Here is a 17,363-nt window from a genome sequence, read left to right as displayed (position 1 = left end):
TTCCGAGTCTATTTGGGCTCCACCCTATTCTTTATTTACATTCTGTTTTCCACCCCGATTGTCGGCGTACTGATACTGGCGGCAATACCGTTGTCTTTCGAGCTGCGGTATCGAATCGCCGATATCTGGATAAACTACCTGATGTTTATGCTTAAGCTTTGTTGCGGTTTGAGTTGCCAGGTGGAGGGATTGGAAAACGTTCCCAAGGATCGCGCGGCGGTGATCCTGAGCAAGCATCAATCGGCCTGGGAGACTATCGCGCTACGTCAGTTTATCTCGCCGCAAACCGCTGTCTTGAAAGAGTCGTTATTACGCATCCCGTTCGGCGGCTGGGGCTTGGCAACGCTAAAACCAATTGCGATCGATCGAAGCGCGCAAAAAGAGGCACTGAAAATGTTGTTGGAACAAGGCACTGCGCGCCTCAAGGAAGGTCTGTTTGTGTTGGTGTTTCCGGAAGGCACTCGTGTCGCGCCAGGCGACTCCAAAAAATTCAACGCCGGAGGCGCGATGTTGGCGCAAAAATCCGGTTTTCCGGTAATACCGCTGGCTCACAATGCCGGCGAATTTTGGCCGCGCAACAGTTTTTTGAAATATCCCGGCGTAATTAAAGTCAAGATAGGGCCGACTATCGAAGTCACCGGCAAAACCGCTAAAGAGATTAACGCCGCTGCGGAAGAATGGATTGGGAATGCCATGACGGAGATTTCCGCCGAGAGCGCTTGATTTTTGAAGAGGATATTAGGAAAAAACCATAAACAAGGCCCGCCGACAGCGGGCCTTGCCGTTAAGCTTTAGAGCTGTACGGAAGTAGAGCTTGAAACTTTTTGTTTGGATGCGTCCGGATCGTCCATGCAACCACTCAGGCCAACCAGCATCAGGGTGATCGCCAACAAAGACAGTACTTTTTTCACAATATCCTCCAAATGAATGTTTTTTATATTTTTTCGTGTACGAAATCAAAAAAGAATTAAGCACGGCGAAACTTATACAGACTAAAGCCGATTTTCGCAAACAAAATATCTTTAGAGAACGGTTTCAGAACAAATAAGGCCCGCATAAAGCGGGCCTTATAAAAGGATTTTGCTAAATCCCTAACTACGATCAGTTGACGCCTGAACCTTGTTGGGCAGGAGTACCGTAGTTTTTTGGTTTTGGATTACCTTGGTCCGGGTCGTCCATGCAGCCGCTCAAGCTAACAATCATCATCGCCATCGCAAGAAGAGACAAAACTTTTTTCATAACATCCTCCGAATAAAAATGTAGGTTTTTATAGTTCTCGTGCACAAATCTCGAGCACCAGGATTTTATAGCATGATCATTCTCGGCTTGCAACACCCCTTATATTCATAGCGAATCGATGTCTTTTGGCAGGCTAATCTTGATTTCCTTACCGGACCAGGCCGCCGAACCTATCGCCTCCCAATCTCCAGATAAGTTATTATTTCTTAGATCTTTTTCCCAAGAAGACGGTGCACGGGTTCGCTTCATTTTGATGATGAATTGGGTGTTTTCCAAATCCAGTCCGGACTTTTTTCCCCAAAAAGCGGTGACCTTCATGATGAATTTCTTGAGCCTGACTTCGTCGATATTCGGGGTCACGGCGATGTTAGCCCACATCGAATGCACCCGCCCCCAATTGGGCGCCAGTAAGCGTCCTTGCCGATTCACAAACGGTAACCAGAACTCTTCGCCATCGGCGTTCAGATAAGTGATGCCGAGAATGCGATCGTAGCCTTCGAAGTGGTCGTGCAAGTAAAGCGCGTGAGGAGTAATGCCTAGAAAGGTATGCGAGAGCATTAAAATCCCGTTGCTCGCGTCGGTCAACATGCCGGCCAGCATCGTTTGCCGGGTGTCGACATGCAAGCGATATAGCAAACCGTAATGGATGCTGCTGTTGAACTGAAAAAACAACAGCACCACTACGACTTTGGCAATCTTGTGAATTCGGCTACGCGCCGGCGTCGCATGCTCCGGCTCGAAGACTCGCTCATACCAGGAAAACGCTACGTCCGGCGCCGTCTCTGTAACGCAGCTCACGTCGCAGACCAGACGGGCACGACTGTCGGCGATCGCACGATAGCGTCGATATAACCAACCGTGCAATAGCGGGAGATTCATCAGCCAACCGATTGGGGCAGGATAGGCCATTGCGATCAGGATTTGCGCATAGGTATCGACGCCGGCATACACACGCCCCTCGCTATCCACCGCGTAGAGATCGGTTAGCAATTGCTGTTCGTCCAATTCGGCCAACGCGGGATATTCGATTGCATGCACTTGGGCCGGCTTGAATTCGACACGGCGTAAAACGTCGAAATGAGCGAGCGTCAACACCGTGCGATTGCACAGAGGGCATTGCCGGTCGTAGAACACCGTCAGCTTGGTCTTGCCTCTCAGCCAAGTACCGATGCGCCGATACCAGGAAAACGGCATGACTAAGACATAGAAAATCAACATACCCATACCGAACGGATAAATATTGAACGACAAGCTGATGCCCAGATGCAGCGCGACGCCGATCAAAAAGTACAGCGGCCGCAATCGTCTTAAAAAGTAAAAAAACGGGAAGCTGAATTGGAAGACGATGATGGTGTAGCCTATAAATTTTTGCAGGCTTTCGATATTCAGCAACCAAGCCAGATCGACGGCCGAAATATAATACGGCATTGAGGAAGGCAACCAGGCACCCAACCCGTTCCGCCAGTGCTCGGCAAACATTTTATGGATGGCGGAATCAAAATAGAGCAGACCTAGACAGATCGAAACCGGCAGAATATAGACTAACGCTGACACTTGCTCCACTCGTGTGCGGTCGTAAATAGCAAACGGCGCCCGCAATTTACGGAGGAGCGCATCAATAGCAAACGCCCTATCCATCGGCATAAACATCAAGAAAAAATTGCCGCCTATCATGAACAAATCGAAGCCGCCGTCGAAATCACGCTGCATCGGCGTGAAGTTGACGAAAATCAGCCATAACAGATAGTTGGCGACGCTGGCGGCTTGACAGCGGTAGCCCACCGCCAAACACAGCGCGACAACGGCCCAGAGCCACAGGGCGAATACGATCATCGGAAATTCGACATCGAGAAACGGGATGGGGTCGAAGATCAAATGATTGAAATAGATCAGAAAGCACACTTCCTGAAGCGTGACCAGACCGAACAACATGCGAAACAGCCCCACGCCCGTGGCTGGAACTCGCTTTGAGTAAAGCGTTGCGAATTTGGAAACAAGGGCTCTATACATGTTTGATCGAAACGGCGAAAGAAAAAGATCAGGAATTATAAGGTATTGCAACCTTCCTCCCGAATTTTTGGCAAAAAAAAGGCGGCTACGGATCAATCCGTAGCCGCCTTTTCCAGAAAAGCTTGTTCGTAACCGAACTGTCTTATTCTTCGTCTTTAGGTTCGGCAAACACCCATTTTACGAAAAAATATCCGGCAGCGATAATCACTACCGCGCCGATCATGCCTGAAGGTTCTTTCAGCATTTCTGTTAAGTCTAAGATCGCTCCCATGGGTGCCTCCTACCTAAATAAGTTAATTGTTATAAAATGTGCCAGTTCGTTGGCGGTCGAGCATCATATGTTACTTTAGCTGCTTGCAAAGTCAAGCAATTGGTGGGTGATTGTTAAAGATCGCGGTGCAATTGCCATCCAGAGAGAATATGAGTAGTATGGGCGCGTGTTAATTTCATAACAATAACAATAGTCATAGGGGAGAAATCATGATAGGCGGCATAGTAATGGTTTTAACGGCGATCTGGGTCTACCAGACCATGATGAAAGCCAAAAAGAGCAATGTGCTCATGTGGGTAGCCGCATGCGTGGTGGTGTTTTTCGCGGTCGAATTCGTTGCCCAGATCTTTTGCATTGAAATCATCGACGCATTGGGCGGCAAGGATATAGGCGACAGCTACGATCGCGATTTAGCTAGCGTCAGCGACAGAAGAACCCAGGAAAACCCCGGCGGCTTCTTCGTCAACAGCTTGTGCGAATTATTCCCGTCGGTTGCCGGCGTTCTAGCCGTGGCCGCCATCCGCACGCTAGTCATTTTGAAGGAAGCGCCGACACCGGCCAACCTGTTTAGCGGTATCAAGGAAATGCTCATTAGCATTAAAGACAGCTTTAAAACCTCCAGCAATTAATCGCCGCGCGTAAGCCCTAAAGCCTGAATTTGGGCTTACGCGCCGTCCCACCGGTACTGATCATCCCGTGACTAGCGAGACCACCGTCACGATGGCGAAAACAAACAGTACCGTCGCAATTAGTCCCACGATGATATAAGCCGGTAGCGAACCGTGCTTGAAATCAATTTCCCGGTTCTTGTTGCTTTGTACGCCGATTCCGGCGGCGAGCACGCTTTTGATAACATGTAACATGCTGGGTTTCGACATTTTTCCCCTCGGTGTTTAAAACGGATTCCTTGATGGCATCGCCCACTCCGAGTCGGTAACCACTCTTATTCTTCGGATCGATGAACAGAACACAACCATTACACGAGCTCTTGTCACAACGGATACTGTTTCTGGACGGTGCAATGGGCACCATGATACAGAGCTACAAGCTGAGCGAAAAGGATTATCGTGGCGCGCGTTTTGCCGATTGGCCGGTCGACCTGAAGGGCAACAACGATTTACTGTCGATCACCCAGCCCGACATCATCAAGGCGATACATAAGGCGTATTTGGACGCCGGCACCGATATACTGGAAACCAATACCTTCAATTCCACCCGAATCGCGATGGCCGATTACCGGATGGAAGACCTGGCTTACGAGATCAACGTCGCATCCGCGCGGGTTGCCAAGCAAGCCGCCTTGGAGGCCAGCGCGCTCACGCCGGACAAGCCGCGTTTCGTCGCCGGTGTATTGGGCCCGACCAACCGCACCTCGTCGATGTCGCCCGACGTCAACGATCCCGGCTTCCGCAATATTACCTTCGACGATCTGGTCTCTGCTTACAGCGAAGCGACTGAAGGTCTGATCGATGGCGGTGCCGACATCATCCTGATCGAAACCGTATTCGATACGCTGAATGCCAAGGCCGCGATTTTCGCGGTCGAACAAACCTTCGACAAACTCGGCTACAAATTGCCGGTAATGATCTCCGGCACCATTACCGACGCCTCCGGCCGCACCCTGTCCGGACAAACCGCCGCCGCATTCTGGTATTCGCTGAAACACGTGCAGCCTATCTCTATCGGCTTCAACTGCGCATTGGGCGCCCAGGAACTGCGCCAGTACATCGAAGAACTTTCCAATATCGCCGATACCTACGTTTCCGCGCACCCTAACGCCGGCCTGCCCAACGAATTCGGCGAGTACGACGAAACGCCGGAAATGATGGCCGCCGAATTGGCCGACTGGGCCGCCAGTGGCTATTTGAACATTATTGGTGGATGCTGCGGCACCTCGCCGGATACCATCCGCGCCATTGTAGCCGCGTTAAGCAAATATCCGCCGCGTAAGATTCCCGAGTTGGAAAAGCGCTGCCACCTGGCCGGACTGGAAGCGATGAGCATCGGGCCGGAAACTTTATTCGTTAACGTCGGCGAGCGTACCAACGTCACCGGTTCGGCGATCTTCAAAAAAATGATCATTGAAGAACGCTACGAAGAAGCCTTGGAGGTTGCCAAACAGCAAGTCGAAAACGGCGCGCAAATTATCGACATCAACATGGACGAAGGCATGCTGGATTCGAAAGCGGCGATGGTGCGGTTTTTGAATTTGCTAGCTGCCGAACCGGATATCGCTAAAGTACCGATCATGCTGGACTCCTCAAAATGGGAGATTCTGGAAGCCGGGCTGAAATGTATTCAGGGTAAAGGCATTGTCAACTCGATTTCGATCAAGGAAGGCGAAGAACTGTTCATCGAACACGCCAAGCTGGTGCGCCGCTACGGTGCGGCGGTAATTGTGATGGCTTTCGACGAGCAAGGCCAGGCCGATACGATGGCGCGCAAGGTGGAAATCTGCAGCCGCGCGTATAAGATTTTGACTGAACAAATTGGCTTCCCGCCAGAAGACATCATCTTCGACCCAAATATCTTCGCAGTCGCCACTGGCATCGAAGAGCACAACAACTATGGTGTCGACTTTATCGAAGCTACCCGCATCATCAAACAAACCCTGCCGCATGCTTTGGTTTCCGGCGGCGTTTCTAACGTCTCGTTTTCCTTTCGCGGTAACAACCCGGTGCGGGAAGCGATACACGCGGTGTTCCTGTATCACGCTGTCCACGCCGGTATGGACATGGGTATCGTCAACGCCGGACAGTTGGCTATTTACGCCGATATTCCGGAAGAACTGCGTAACGCCGTCGAAGACGTTATCCTGAATCGCACGCCTGAAGGCACTGAAAAACTACTCGAAATTGCCGAAAAATATCGCGGCAGTGGCCAGGCAGCTAAGGTGGAAACCCTGGAATGGCGCGAATGGCCAGTCAGTAAGCGTTTGGAACACGCGTTGGTGAAAGGTATTGCCGATTACATTGAAGAAGATACCGAAGCAGCAAGGCTGGCAGCCGAAAAACCGCTGCATGTCATCGAAGGGCCGTTGATGGACGGCATGAATGTCGTCGGCGACTTGTTCGGCGAGGGTAAGATGTTCCTGCCGCAGGTGGTCAAGTCGGCGCGGGTCATGAAAAAAGCCGTAGCCTATCTGATGCCGTTTATGGATGCGGAAGTCGATGGCAGCGAACGGCAAACCAACGGCAAGGTGCTGATGGCCACGGTAAAGGGTGATGTACACGATATTGGCAAAAACATCGTCGCCGTGGTTCTGCAATGTAATAACTACGAAGTTATCGACTTGGGCGTGATGGTTCCCGCTGAAACCATTTTGAAAACCGCGCGTGACGAAAAAGTCGATGTAATTGGTCTCAGTGGTTTGATTACCCCATCGTTGGATGAAATGGTACACGTCGCCAAGGAAATGCAGAGGCAGGGTTTTACAATCCCCTTGATGATAGGCGGCGCCACCACGTCGCGCGCCCACACGGCTGTCAAAATCGAACCCAATTACCAAGCCGCGCCGACCGTTTATGTCACCGATGCTTCGCGCGGTGTCGGCGTCGTTAGTGCGCTGTTAAGCGAAGACTTGCGAGCCGACTTCGTCGAAAAAACCCGCGAAGAATATGCCTTGGTGCGCGAACGCCATAAAGGCCGGCAAGCCAAGAATCCACAGCACGATTTGGCGGGTGCACGGAAAAATCGATTCGATTACGCCGACCACCAGCCGGTTAAGCCTAAATTTTTGGGTACCAAGGTCGTCACTGATTTGCCGCTGGAAACATTGGTTGGCTACATCGACTGGTCGCCATTCTTCCAGACTTGGGAGTTATCCGGCAGCTACCCGGCCATCCTCAATGACCACGTGGTTGGCGTCGAAGCCGCGAAGTTATTCGAAGATGCGCAAAAAATGTTGCAACAACTGGTCAGCGAGCAATGGCTGACCGCCAAAGCCGTGATCGGTTTCTTTCCCGCCAATAGCGACGGTGACGACATCGTGCTGTATACCGACGACAGCCGGACCGAGCAACGCGCAGTGTTGCATCATTTGCGGCAGCAAAACGTCAAGGCACCGGGTCGGCCCAATTACTGTTTGTCCGACTTTATCGCGCCGGTCGGCAGCGGCATTGCCGATTATCTGGGCGGCTTTGCGGTTACCTCAGGTATCGGCATCGAAACCAAACTCGCCGAATTCGAAAAAGATCACGACGACTACAGTTCTATTATGCTGAAAGCATTAGCCGACCGTTTGGCCGAAGCCTTTGCGGAATACATGCATCAAACCGTGCGCCGCGATTATTGGGGTTATGCCGAAGACGAAAAGTACGACAACCATGCCCTGATCGAAGAAGCGTATCAGGGCATCCGTCCGGCGCCCGGCTATCCCGCTTGCCCCGATCACACCGAAAAGGCCAAGTTATTCGAATTACTCAACGTTACCGAAAATACTACGATAGAACTGACCGAAAACTTCGCGATGTACCCAACCGCGGCGGTCAGCGGTTGGTATTTCTCGCATCCGCAGTCGCAGTATTTCAATGTCGGCAAAATCGATCGCGACCAACTGGAAGATTATGCGCGGCGCAAAGGCATCAACGTCGAAGTGGCCGAACGTTGGCTGGCGGCACATTTAAACCACTAAGCTTGGCTGAGTTAGAGACCGGCTCTGATTTTCGGTCTTTAGCTCGGCGACCCAAGACGACTATGAGCACCCCAAAACGCATCGAACATTTTCTGGAACGCACCATGTACGCCAGCCGCTGGATCATGGCGCCGATTTATTTCGGTATGACGCTGATTCTGGCTGTGTTGGCCGTCAAGTTCTTTCAGGAGCTTTGGCATTTCATCCCGCACGTCATGGACTTGCCGGATACCGAAATCATCCTGAAATTGCTGACCTTCATCGACCTGGCCTTGGTCGGCAGCCTGACCGTGATCGTGATGTTCAGCGGCTATGAAAACTTCGTGTCGCGGATGGACATCGAGTCCGACACCGAAAAGCTGGAGTGGCTAGGCACCCACGACTACGGCTCGTTGAAAACCAAGGTCACTTCGTCCATCGTGGCGATTTCGTCGATTCATCTGCTGAAAATTTTCATGAATCTGCACGCCACCGAAACCGACAAATTGCAGTGGTACGTGATCATTCACCTGACGCTGGTGGTGTCGGCCTTCTTCATGGGCTACCTGGACAAGATTTCCAAACACTGATGGCGGAATTGATTTTGTACGGCAGCGACGGCTGTCATTTGTGCGAGGATGCCGAAACGCTGTTGGCTCGGGCCGGCGCGCACTTCGTAAAACAAGAGATACTAAACGACGACGCGGTCTATCAACATTATGCGCTTCGGATTCCGGTACTGCGCGACCCGGCCGACGGTACGGAACTGAACTGGCCGTTCAACGCAGAGCAGGTCGCCGCGTTCTTGGCCGAACGCTAACCGCCTCCGCGACCCCGCTTATGCGCCGCCGGCCGCCCGGCGAGCTTCGGCTTTAAACAACTGCTCGAATTCGTACTCGCAACCGCCACAACCGGATGCGGCGCCGGTGATACGAGACACTCGCTCGGGATCGCTTATGCCGTCGGCGATCAGTTGTTCGATCTGGCGGCGAGTGGTACCGCTACAAAAACAAAGGACGTCGTCCTGGTCGAGGCTCATGCTGAATGTTCCGAGGCTATGATGTTGATATGGCTTGTTGGCCGTCAAGCGCGGCAGCCCCTATATTACCGAATCCCGGCCGCCGCCGCTCCGAGGTTTTGGGTGTTTGCAAAATTTGGTGGGGGGGCGATGCATGTTGTTTATCGCATCGTACGACCCTATTTTGCCAGCTTCCACATTTGAATAGATAGCTGCCTGGTAGTACTCGGCCAGATAGCGTTGCAGGTCTTGCGTAGCCTTGATGCAGCGTTAGCGGAATCGAAGGGCGGCCAACCCGTCATCAAACCAAAATCGGCAATTGAAAGGGTGTCGGCCTTTGAATCCTCGATTCCATCGAGGCTACTTGCTTTTAGCAGATGTAGGGTGGGCAAATTTGCCCACCGTTAAAATCCGCGTGGGCACAAAAACCGTGCCCACCCTACCGGACTGCCTCACGACAACGCCCTTGCCGTTTCCCTAGCCTTCGGCTCTACGAAAACCTGGCTGACGGCGTTCACCGACATAGTAACGTGCCATGCCCGGCACACACGTTCAAGGTAACCGGCCTGCGCAGCTTTTCGCGCAGGTCCGGTTGACCGCAGGGTTGGGCATCAGCGGCCCCTTCCTTTGGCAAGTACGTCAATCCACAACTCAGAGTCCGGCAACAACCTGGATTCGCGGAGCGAGGCCATACCGGATGCAAAGCGCGCTGCGGCGGTACGTAGCGCATCGACCTCGGCTGCTTCTACCTCTGGCACATCGTCAAATATTTCCATGAATTTGTGTGGATAGTCTTCCAGTTCTAGTCGACGCATGTTGTTGAGTCGTGACGCCTGAAATTCACCTATTGCCCGAATCTTGGAAGTCAGTTGGTTGAAGAGTGGGTCGTCCGGGTTTCTGGGCTGCTTGATCTTTTGACGTTCGGACTCCAGTGCCGCCAAACGAGCCTGTAGTAGCTTTTCCAATTCATGCGCTTGTACGCGAGCCATGTCAAAGCAAAGAGTCTTAGCCCAAGGACGTAACACAGACGCAATAATCTCTTCGCTAGAGCCGAGATTCTTCATGATCTGTCGAACGCGATCCGCAAAGGCAATCGACTCACGCGGTCCAGGAGCGGAGTCCCATCGTCCCATCTTGCTGTTTAAGTCGATCAGTGCTGCACCGGTAATCTCGGTCATTTCGCGTAACCGTCGCAACGCTTCATCGGCTTGGATGATCTTTTGATCGAGTTGCTTGGTTTTGGCCTCGATACCTAGACCCTTCAATGATTCGAAGCGGTCAATAGTTGCGGCAAAAAGGAGTACAAGGCCGGCTGCGAGAGACGTGGCAGCTATCGCCGCCGAGTCGTGGAACGCTGCGAAGGTTCCCACCGCGAGATTGGCCAGGCCCGCGACAAGCAGTGCCCAGTCCGCGACCGCATACAGAATTCGGCGACTGAGCGGAAGGGCGGTCGATGAAGTAGTTGATTCGGTCATGAGAGAGGCCAAGGAGTGATAGCTGATGCCCAACAAGGAATTAAGTAGTTTCCGTATATCTACAGAAAAACGATCTTCGGCACGATAATTTATTGATTAGAATACGATCTTCCTTTCTATATATCATTCGACGATGAAATAATGACTGGCAATGGCCAGACTGCCGTCATTGAATCAGATCAACCGATAGTCCGCAACGGATCGCAAGCCACCCGCTAAAATTCCGTACCGCAGTGTGCTGAATCATAGCGCATCGAAAAATATCCGCGTGAGCACACTAGCGGCCTTACCGTGCTGTATCCGGTGTATAGGTTACCTTATCCAACGCTCAAGCAGCGTGCGCATCGGCTATGGCATTAGCCGCTCAGGTTACGTTAGCTACCTGGTCAACGAATCCACGCGCGTTTCAAAGCGGCTGACGGCACCCCGGCCGGGAAGGCCGTCCCGGAACGGTTTTTACGCGTGTTTCCAACGTTGGGGGAAAACCGCCGCAGCCCACAGCTGGCAAGGCTTCCGGCGATTCCGGTTTCACGGAGCCGTAGAAACACGACACGGAACTTTGGAAGCACGTCACGGAAGGTTGGAAGGACGTCACGGAACGCTGGAAGCAAGTCACGGAACGCTGGAAGCACGTCACGGAAGCTTGGAAGCACGGCACGGAAGCTTGGAAGCACGGCACGGAAAGACCGATGACCTCGGGCCGGCCTTGCCGGGGTGAGACTGGCTTAGGCCGGGCGAGTGTTTCCCGGTCCGATGGGTTGCCGGCGGCCGGTTCGGGCTAAACCGGCTCGGCAGAAAGGGCAGGAAAATTGAAATTCGGCGGTTTTCAGTTCAAGCCGACTTTGCAAATCGCCGCTTTTACCGCGTGATCCTAAAAAGGGTAGTTTGCGTGTATTGCGGGCCGTTCGTGCTGAGTCCTTCGGCTGCGCTCATGAGAGCCCTGTCGAAGCATGATGTACGGCTCGCAATACACTCGCCAAACGGGTGAATGAAAAATCCCGCACGCCCTTCGACAAACTCAGGACGAACGGGATTTTTCATCGCCAAACTGCTCTTTTTAGGGTGATGGATCGAGGTCGCCCGCGCCAGCCGTACAAGCCGGCGTAGCGAGCGACGGCCGCCAGGCGCCGGCTTATAAAAACAAGCCGTCGATCGGCGACGAGGCCGAGGCGAAACGCTTGCGCGGCATGCGGCCGGCCAAGAAGGCTTCGCGGCCGGCCTCGATGCCTTTTTTCATCGCCGAGGCCATCAGCACCGGGTTTTTCGCGGCGGCGATCGCGGTGTTCATTAATACGCCGTCGCAACCCAATTCCATCGCGATGGCCGCATCGGAAGCGGTGCCGACGCCGGCATCGACCAAAATTGGCACCTTGGCGTTTTCAACGATGGTCAGGATATTGTAGGGATTGCGGATGCCCAGGCCGGAACCGATCGGCGCGGCCAACGGCATCACCGCGACGCAGCCGATGTCTTCCAGGCGCTTGGCGGCGATCGGGTCGTCGTTGGTGTACACCATCACGTCGAAACCGTCCTTGACCAGCAATTCCGCAGCAACAAAGGTTTCGGCAACATCGGGAAACAGGGTCAATTGGTCGGCCAGCACTTCCAGCTTGACCAACTTGTGACCGCCCAACAACTCGCGGGCCAGACGGCAGGTGCGCACCGCGTCGTCGGCGGTATAGCAGCCGGCGGTGTTGGGCAATATCGTGTATTTGTCCGGCGAAATCACGTCCAGTAGATTCGGTTCGCCCGGATTTTGGCCGATGTTGGTACGGCGAATCGCCACGGTGACGATTTCGGCGCCGCTGGCCGCAATCGCATCGCGGGTTTCGTCCAGATCCCGGTATTTGCCGGTGCCGACCAACAGCCTGGAGCGGTATTGCTTGCCGGCCAGCGTGAAATAATCGTCCTGACCGCCGCCGATGGCGTGAACGATTTCCAGGCGGTCGCCGTCCTTCAACGCGTGTTGGCCGTGCTGGGTAAACGGCAGGATTTCCAGATTCAATTCGACGGCGATGCGTTTGCCGGTCAGACCCAAATCGGCGATGACGTCGGCGACCGAGGTATTATCGGCCACTTCGCGGCTGTCGCCGTTGACTTGTATTTTCATGCGTTAAACCTTCGATGTAGTCGCGGCACGGCGGCGTTCGACGGCGCCGGCCAAATCGTTAAGTAATTTGACGGTATCGTCCCAACCCAGGCAGGGGTCGGTAATGCTTTGGCCGAAGACCAACGCCTTGCCGTCTTCGACATCCTGGCGGCCTTCGACCAGATGGCTTTCCGCCATGATGCCGACGATGCGGCGATCGCCCTGGCGGATTTGCCCGGCCACGTCCTGCGCCACCAACATTTGCCGTTCGTATTTCTTCTGGCAGTTGGCGTGGCTGAAATCGATCATGATATTGGGGCGCAGGCCGGCGTCTTCCAGACCTTCGGCGACTTGCTGGACGCTGACTTCGTCGTAGTTGGGACGATTATTGCCGCCGCGCAGGATGATGTGGGCGTCTTCGTTGCCGCGGGTCGAAAAAATCGCCGAACGGCCTTCCTTGGTCAGCGACAGGAAGTGGTGCGGACTCATTGCGGCGTTGATCGCGTCGATCGCAATTTTGACGCCACCGTCGGTGGCGTTCTTGAAGCCGACCGGACAAGACAATCCGGAAGCCAGCTCCCGGTGTACCTGGCTTTCGGTGGTACGGGCGCCGATCGCGCCCCAGGAGATCAGGTCGGACACGTACTGCGGCGTAATCAAGTCCAGGTATTCGGTCGCGGCCGGCACGCCCAGATTGTTGACGTCGGACAACACCTTGCGCGCCATCCGCAAGCCTTTGTTGATGTTGAAGCTGCTGTTCAAATCCGGGTCGTTGATCAAACCCTTCCAGCCCACCGTGGTACGCGGCTTTTCGAAGTAGACCCGCATCACGATCACCAGGTCTCGCTCCAGGCGCTCGATTTCCAACTTCAGACGCCGGGCGTATTCCACCGCCGCTTCCGGATCGTGTATCGAACAAGGGCCGATGACGACCAACAGCCGGTCGTCGTTGCCGTACAAAATGTCGTGAATCGCCGCGCGGGTCTTCAGAATATTGGCGGCGGCGAATTCGGTCATCGGGATCTCTTCATGAACCTGAATCGGCGCTACGACATCCTTGGTGTCGCAAATTCTTAAATCGTCGGTGTTATAGTGGGTAGGCATAAGCGTGGCCGTAGGCTCGATGAATGGTCGAAAACCGCTATTTTAACCTTTGCGCCGCCTGTGATACAAAGTAATGCTAAGCCTGTAACGGAAATCGACCTGACCATGGAAAATCGTATCGTTAAGCGCTGCATGACCGTCTGCCTGGCGCAATCGTTCCGTTTTGCCGATCTGCGCGAAAAACTGCTCGACACCCGGCGCACTCAAGTATTTCGGAACGCGCTGATCGTGGATTACAAAACCGGTTGCGCGGTGGTATTTTCCTACGGCGTCGTGGTTTACTGGAACGTCGCTCTGGACGAGCGCCACGGCTTGCAAGAGTTGTTGCTCGAATATGCGACGACGCCGGCCGACGAACCGCCGGAAGACAATTTCAGCTACGAAACCGACTGTGAGCAGGATCGTTTTCAACACGATCATATCGAATTACAATCCGGCGACTTCCTGGTCTTGTTGGCCTTGTCGCACGCGATGGCCCAGTCGATCAAACTGGCGGCCTTCGAAGGCCACGCCATCGACACAATCCGCGCGACCGCTCACCTGCCCCGATCGCTGGCTCGCGAAGGCAAAATCAAGCTCAACCGCCAGGCGATGGCAATGATCCGCGGCCAGTTGTTCCTAACCAAGAGCGACATCATCCTGAACTACGATTTGCTCGATACCCCGGAATTCTTCTGGGAACACCCGGAATATCAGAGCATGTATTCGATGGCCGCCAATTATCTGGAAGTCGCGCCGCGCACCGAAGTACTGTCGAAAAAACTGGAAACGATACACGAACTGCTGGAGATGCTGGCCGACGAACAAAAGCACCAGCATTCCTCGGCGCTGGAATGGATCATCATCTGGCTGATCGCGGTCGAGATTGTGATGTCGATTCTGGATAGGCTGCTTTAAACGGAGATTTCCCGACCGCCCCCCACTCGGAACCGCTCGCCGCCATTGAGTAAAGCGGGTCCGCTCCAGCACCAAACTATCTCTCACTATCCGACTAAAGCGCTACGCTCGCCTCCTGACTAGCGCACCAATATTCGGCTGCGTTTTCTCAAGTCCTCGCTCTTGCTGCCATTAATTGGCTTGGGTTTTATGGGGCGGCAAACGCCGCGCGGTAACGGCCCCGTTAAACCGAGATTGCCTTGGATTGATATTGGTAACGATAGATCGCCGGCACAATTTGCCGATTGCCGACCAAGCGATTTTAATAAAATTCTAATAGAGTTTTAAGCTTGAATTTATTCTACCGGCTTACTGTGCCAATCCTGAACCAGAATTAATTAAATGGGATAATGGGGCGGAGTATTTTCAAAGTTATTCGACACCGAACCACTCAAATTAAAATTCCGTGGCATTTCAATTACCGGCAAAGCCCAATTCGTGCCGAGCCACCAATCCGCCGCCAGTCAATTAGAAATAACCAATACAAATCAGCTATATAGAGTTTTTAGCCAGCGCAAGCATTCAAGCCAACCCTGTCAATAGGAAAAAATCCCGGTTTTAATTTGGATTTAATCCCGCATTAACAAAACATTCATTCCAGCTCGATATTCTGAATATGCCCGATCGTTTTCCGATATCGGCGCATTCACGCCTAAACACTAGGTTTGTTTTCTCACAAATTCGAAGGGACTCGACGTCATCAGTTATCGAAACGAATTTCGATATTCATTTCTCGCGATTTTCCGCTGATTTCGTTATTGCCTTTTCGACCGTTAAACCATTAGAAGGAGGCCATTCAATGACCACTGACAACCCGCTTTGTCGTAATTCAAAGCTCAGCCGAAATCGGCGAACGACGCCGATCACCGCCCTGCTGTTTGGGGCCGGACTGTTGGCCGCGCAAACCGCGTCGGCGCAAACCGGCGCCGGCGCCGAGTGGACCACCGCCGGCGGTACGCCGGAAGGCATACGCTATAGCGAGCTGGCCGACATTACCCCCGCCAACGCCGCGAAATTAAAAGAAGAATTTGCCTTTAAAACCGGCACTCACGGCAGCCACATGGGTGAACCATTGGTGGTCGGTAAAACGCTGTACGTCGTCACACCGTTTCCCAACAAATTGATCGCGTACGATCTCACCACCGGCAAACCCAAATGGGCCTACGCCCCAAACATCAGCGAATACGCCAAGGGCGCCAATTGCTGCGGCGGCATCAATCGCGGCGCGGCCTACGCCGACGGTAAAATCGTCTTCAACCTGCTCGATAACACCACCGTGGCGGTCGACGCGGTCACCGGCAAGGAAGTCTGGCGCAATCGTTTGGCCGATCCGCATACCGGCGTGACGATGACCGTCGCGCCCATTATTGCCAAAGGCAAGGTGATTACGGCGTCTTCCAGCGGCGAGATGGGCGTGCGCGGCTGGATTCAGGCGCTCGATCTGAAAACCGGCAAAGCCTTATGGCGCGCCTATAACACGGGTCCCGACAAGGACGTGCTGATCGGCCAAAACTTCCGCGACAATTCGGTCTATTACAAGGGTCAAGTCGACCAGGGCGCGACCAGTTGGCCCAACCAGCGCGCCTATCTATTGGGCGGTAGCGCCGCCTGGGGTTATTTGACCTACGATCCCGAGCTGGACTTGCTGTTCTACGGCACCAGCCAGCCGGGCGTGTGGAACGCCGATATGCGCTGCGACCAAACCGCGTATGCCAAGGACCCGCAAAAGTGCGCCAATAAATGGGGCGCATCGGTTTTCGCCAGAAAACCGGATACCGGCGAAGCGGTCTGGGCCTACCAGTTTACCCCACACGACAGTTGGGACTACGACGCCGCCAGCGAGGCCATCGCGGTCAATCAAACCGTCACGGTCGGCGGCGTTCGCCATGACAAATTGCTGGTGCATTTCAATAAGAACGGTTTTGCCTATACCTTTGACCGGGCCACCGGCGAAGTGCTGTTGGCGCCGCAATTCGTGGATGAAGTCAACTGGGCCAACGAAGTCGATACCGCGACCGGACTGCCGGATGTCAACGAAGACATGCGCGTCCACCAAGGCGTGCTGACCGAGAAGATCTGTCCGTCGGTGCTCGGCGGCAAGGGTTGGGAACCGGCTTCGTTTTCGCCGAAAACCGGATTGTTCTACGCGCCGACCTTCAATCTGTGCAGCAATTTAGAGGCATTGAAGGCCGAATTCATTTCCGGCGCACCCTATATGGGTACCGATTACAGCATCGGGCCAGCCTCGGACACCAGTTACGCCAGCGAGCTGATCGCCTGGGACGCCACCAAGGGCGAGAAACTTTGGGGCGTCAAGGAGCAAGCCTGGATCTACGCGGGTACTCTGACAACGGCCGGCGGCGTGGTGTTTTACTCGACCAAGGCACCCGCTTTGAAAGCCGTCGATGCCAAGACCGGTGCACCGTTGTTTAGCGCCGCGCTGCAATGCAATACGGTCGGCAACCCGATCAGTTTTGCCGGCGCGGACGGCAAGCAACGTATCGCGGTATTCAGCGACGACAAGTGCGCGGCCAACTCCGGCGGCGAACACCCCACCGGTAACGGCGGTTGGGTTCACGTTTACAAACTGCCCTGATGTCCTTCATCGG

At 53.9% G+C, this 17,363-nt stretch carries 15 protein-coding genes; 7 read left to right on the top strand and 8 right to left on the bottom strand.

Annotated features, from left to right (window positions below; translation table 11 throughout):
* Positions 1-12: 12 nt before the first annotated feature.
* Positions 13-723, top strand: a complete 711-nt coding sequence (locus tag ACQE3D_RS01350) for a lysophospholipid acyltransferase family protein (RefSeq protein ID WP_313729304.1) — start codon at positions 13-15, stop codon at positions 721-723.
* Between the two features lie 378 nt (positions 724-1,101).
* On the opposite strand, the gene ACQE3D_RS01345 is transcribed toward ACQE3D_RS01350, so the two are convergent.
* The 3 genes from ACQE3D_RS01345 to ACQE3D_RS01335 all read right to left on the bottom strand — a co-directional run bounded on the left by ACQE3D_RS01345 (position 1,102) and on the right by ACQE3D_RS01335 (position 3,520).
* Positions 1,102-1,239 (bottom strand): hypothetical protein, encoded by a 138-nt coding sequence (locus tag ACQE3D_RS01345; protein ID WP_168030184.1) that lies wholly within the window; start codon positions 1,237-1,239, stop codon positions 1,102-1,104.
* A 105-nt stretch (positions 1,240-1,344) separates the two neighbouring features.
* On the bottom strand, positions 1,345-3,249 hold the full coding sequence (locus tag ACQE3D_RS01340; protein ID WP_313729305.1) for a DCC1-like thiol-disulfide oxidoreductase family protein: 1,905 nt from the start codon (positions 3,247-3,249) through the stop codon (positions 1,345-1,347).
* Positions 3,250-3,391: 142 nt separating this feature from the next.
* On the bottom strand, positions 3,392-3,520 hold the full coding sequence (locus ACQE3D_RS01335) for a hypothetical protein (protein WP_255189959.1): 129 nt from the start codon (positions 3,518-3,520) through the stop codon (positions 3,392-3,394).
* Between the two features lie 209 nt (positions 3,521-3,729).
* Here ACQE3D_RS01335 and ACQE3D_RS01330 point away from each other — a divergent pair, with 209 nt between their 5' ends.
* On the top strand, positions 3,730-4,149 hold the full coding sequence (locus tag ACQE3D_RS01330) for a hypothetical protein (RefSeq protein ID WP_064026312.1): 420 nt from the start codon (positions 3,730-3,732) through the stop codon (positions 4,147-4,149).
* A 60-nt stretch (positions 4,150-4,209) separates the two neighbouring features.
* Here the strand turns inward: ACQE3D_RS01330 and ACQE3D_RS01325 are convergent, their stop codons facing one another.
* On the bottom strand, positions 4,210-4,398 hold the full coding sequence (locus ACQE3D_RS01325) for a DUF2970 domain-containing protein (RefSeq protein ID WP_064026314.1): 189 nt from the start codon (positions 4,396-4,398) through the stop codon (positions 4,210-4,212).
* Between the two features lie 80 nt (positions 4,399-4,478).
* On the opposite strand from ACQE3D_RS01325, the gene metH reads away from it, so the two are divergent.
* From metH to ACQE3D_RS01310, 3 genes are all read left to right on the top strand, one after another.
* Positions 4,479-8,153: a methionine synthase gene (gene metH / locus ACQE3D_RS01320; protein WP_313729307.1), complete on the top strand. Its 3,675-nt coding sequence runs from the start codon at positions 4,479-4,481 to the stop codon at positions 8,151-8,153.
* A gap of 62 nt (positions 8,154-8,215) precedes the next feature.
* Positions 8,216-8,722 carry a TIGR00645 family protein gene (locus ACQE3D_RS01315; RefSeq protein ID WP_197471737.1) on the top strand — a complete coding sequence of 169 codons (507 nt, stop codon included), beginning with the start codon at positions 8,216-8,218 and terminating at the stop codon, positions 8,720-8,722.
* On the top strand, positions 8,722-8,952 hold the full coding sequence (locus tag ACQE3D_RS01310; RefSeq protein ID WP_313729308.1) for a glutaredoxin family protein: 231 nt from the start codon (positions 8,722-8,724) through the stop codon (positions 8,950-8,952). The genes ACQE3D_RS01315 and ACQE3D_RS01310 overlap by 1 nt, the downstream gene beginning before the upstream one ends.
* 18 nt (positions 8,953-8,970) lie before the next feature.
* Here the strand turns inward: ACQE3D_RS01310 and ACQE3D_RS01305 are convergent, their stop codons facing one another.
* The 4 genes from ACQE3D_RS01305 to aroG form a co-directional block, all read right to left on the bottom strand.
* On the bottom strand, positions 8,971-9,171 hold the full coding sequence (locus tag ACQE3D_RS01305; protein WP_064026320.1) for a (2Fe-2S)-binding protein: 201 nt from the start codon (positions 9,169-9,171) through the stop codon (positions 8,971-8,973).
* A 590-nt stretch (positions 9,172-9,761) separates the two neighbouring features.
* The gene (locus tag ACQE3D_RS01300) at positions 9,762-10,625 is read right to left on the bottom strand and encodes a hypothetical protein (RefSeq protein ID WP_313729309.1); all 864 of its coding nucleotides are present in this window, start codon (positions 10,623-10,625) and stop codon (positions 9,762-9,764) included.
* A 1,132-nt stretch (positions 10,626-11,757) separates the two neighbouring features.
* Positions 11,758-12,735 (bottom strand): sulfur carrier protein ThiS, encoded by a 978-nt coding sequence (thiS, locus tag ACQE3D_RS01295; protein WP_064026327.1) that lies wholly within the window; start codon positions 12,733-12,735, stop codon positions 11,758-11,760.
* A 3-nt stretch (positions 12,736-12,738) separates the two neighbouring features.
* Positions 12,739-13,818 carry a 3-deoxy-7-phosphoheptulonate synthase AroG gene (gene aroG / locus ACQE3D_RS01290; RefSeq protein ID WP_064026329.1) on the bottom strand — a complete coding sequence of 360 codons (1,080 nt, stop codon included), beginning with the start codon at positions 13,816-13,818 and terminating at the stop codon, positions 12,739-12,741.
* A gap of 105 nt (positions 13,819-13,923) precedes the next feature.
* Between aroG and ACQE3D_RS01285 the strand changes: the two genes are divergently transcribed.
* Together ACQE3D_RS01285 and ACQE3D_RS01280 are read left to right on the top strand one after the other, a co-directional pair.
* On the top strand, positions 13,924-14,715 hold the full coding sequence (locus ACQE3D_RS01285; protein ID WP_071160347.1) for an RMD1 family protein: 792 nt from the start codon (positions 13,924-13,926) through the stop codon (positions 14,713-14,715).
* Between the two features lie 838 nt (positions 14,716-15,553).
* The gene (locus ACQE3D_RS01280) at positions 15,554-17,350 is read left to right on the top strand and encodes a PQQ-dependent dehydrogenase, methanol/ethanol family (protein WP_313729310.1); all 1,797 of its coding nucleotides are present in this window, start codon (positions 15,554-15,556) and stop codon (positions 17,348-17,350) included.
* The last annotated feature ends 13 nt before the right edge of the window (positions 17,351-17,363 follow it).

This window comes from Methylomonas sp. MS20 (genome assembly GCF_050275925.1).
GTDB classification, from domain to species: Bacteria; Pseudomonadota; Gammaproteobacteria; order Methylococcales; family Methylomonadaceae; genus Methylomonas; species Methylomonas koyamae_A.
This window is presented reverse-complemented; position numbering and strand designations above follow the sequence as displayed.